Annotated in this window: 1 protein-coding gene and 1 pseudogene; both read right to left on the bottom strand. The window is 65.2% G+C overall.

What is annotated here, in order from left to right; all coding sequences use genetic code 11:
• Nucleotides 1-138, bottom strand: a pseudogene (locus EN969_RS29885) (NADH-quinone oxidoreductase subunit H); the annotation flags it as partial.
• Between the two features lie 2 nt (nucleotides 139-140).
• Nucleotides 141-1739, bottom strand: a 1599-nt coding sequence (locus EN969_RS29880) for a molybdopterin-dependent oxidoreductase (protein WP_127419668.1), incomplete at its 5' end; no start/stop codon positions are given.

Genomic DNA, 1739 nt, shown 5'->3' with positions numbered 1-1739 from the left:
CAATTGCACCGCCGCCCAGATCTTGCGGTCGGCGTAGAGGATGTAGGCGACGAAGATCAAAAGAACGACGATCAGCACGACTGACTTCAACAGGATCAGCAGCGCCGGCAGCACGTAGAAGGAGAAGAAAGTGTCCATGCTTATTCCGCCGCCTGCTTGAAGCCGCTCTTGGCCAGTGCCGAGCATTCCGCCATCACGGCCGATGCCCGCGCGATCGGGTTGGTCAGGTAGAAATCCTTCACCGGCGAGGTGAAGGTGCCCTTGTTCAGCCGTCCGCCGAGCTTCGCCACCTCGGCGATATCCTCGGCATTGCCGGCCGCGACCTGGTCGATACGGGCCAGATGCGGGTATTCGCCATAAAGCTTGGCGCGCAGCTGCGGCAGCGAATCGAACGGCAGTTTCTTGCCCAGCACATCCGACAGCGCCCGCAGGATCGCCCAGTCCTCGCGCGCCTCGCCCGGCGCGAAGCCGGCGCGGTTGGTCTGCTGCACACGCCCTTCGGTGTTGACATAGGTGGCCGATTTTTCCGTGTAGGCGGCCGCCGGCAGGATGACATTGGCGCGGTGCGCGCCCTGGTCGCCATGCGTGCCGATATAGACGACGAAGGCGCCGCCGGTCTTGGCCATGTCGATCTCGTCGGCGCCGAGCAGGAACAAGAGCTCCATTTCGCCCAGCATGCCGGCAACGTTTCTGCCGCCCTCGCCCGGCACGAAGCCGAGATCGAGACCGCCGACGCGCCCGGCCGCATTGTGCAGCACGGCAAAGCCGTTCCAGTCTGCGCGAGCAGCGTTGACGGCGGCCGCGAGCTTGGCCGCCTGACCGAGCACGGCCGCGCCATCGGCACGCGCCAGCGCGCCCTGTCCCACGATGATCAGCGGGTGTGTCGCCTTCTTCAGCGTCTGGAAGAACTTGCCATTGCCGTTGGCCAAATCCCCAAGCGAATCCGGCCCGGCGCCCAGCTGTTCGTAATCGTAGCGGGTATCGCCGACATCGCCGATGACGCCGACCGGCAGATTGCCGGTCCGCCAGCGCTTGCGGATGCGCGCATTGAGCACCGAGGCTTCATAACGTGGGTTGGCGCCGATGATCAGCACCGCATCGGCCTGCTCGATGCCTTCGATGGTCGGGTTGAAGATATAGCTCGCACGGCCCAGCGCCGGATCGAGTGCGGCGCCATCCTGGCGGCAATCGGTATTCTTCGAGCCGAGCGAAGCCATCAGCAGCTTGAGCGCATAGGTTTCTTCGACGGCGGCGAGATCGCCCGCGATAGCGCCGATCTTTTCGGGCGCCGTCTTCGACACCGCGTCCTTGATCGCGGCGAAGGCCTCGGCCCAGCTGGCAGCAACCAGCCTGCCGTCCTTGCGCACATAGGGGCGGTCAAGGCGCTGCGTGCGCAGGCCGTCCCAGATGAAGCGGGTCTTGTCGGAGATCCACTCCTCGTTCACCGCCTCGTTGACGCGCGGCAGGATGCGCATCACTTCGCGGCCCCGGCTATCGACGCGGATCGCCGAGCCGACCGCATCCATCACGTCGATGGATTCGGTCTTGGTCAGCTCCCACGGCCGCGCCTGGAAGGCGAATGGCTTCGAGGTCAGCGCGCCGACCGGGCAAAGGTCGATGACATTGCCCTGCAGCTCCGAGGTCATCGCCTGTTCGAGATAGGTGGTGATCTCGGCATCCTCGCCACGGCCGATCAGGCCCAGTTCGGAAATGCCGGCGACTTCGGTGGTGAAGCGGAC

Source organism: Mesorhizobium sp. M7A.F.Ca.CA.003.01.2.1, assembly GCF_003998945.1.
GTDB classification, from domain to species: Bacteria; Pseudomonadota; Alphaproteobacteria; order Rhizobiales; family Rhizobiaceae; genus Mesorhizobium; species Mesorhizobium ciceri.
The sequence above is the reverse complement of the archived record's forward strand: the minus strand, read 5'-3'. Positions and strand labels throughout refer to the sequence as shown.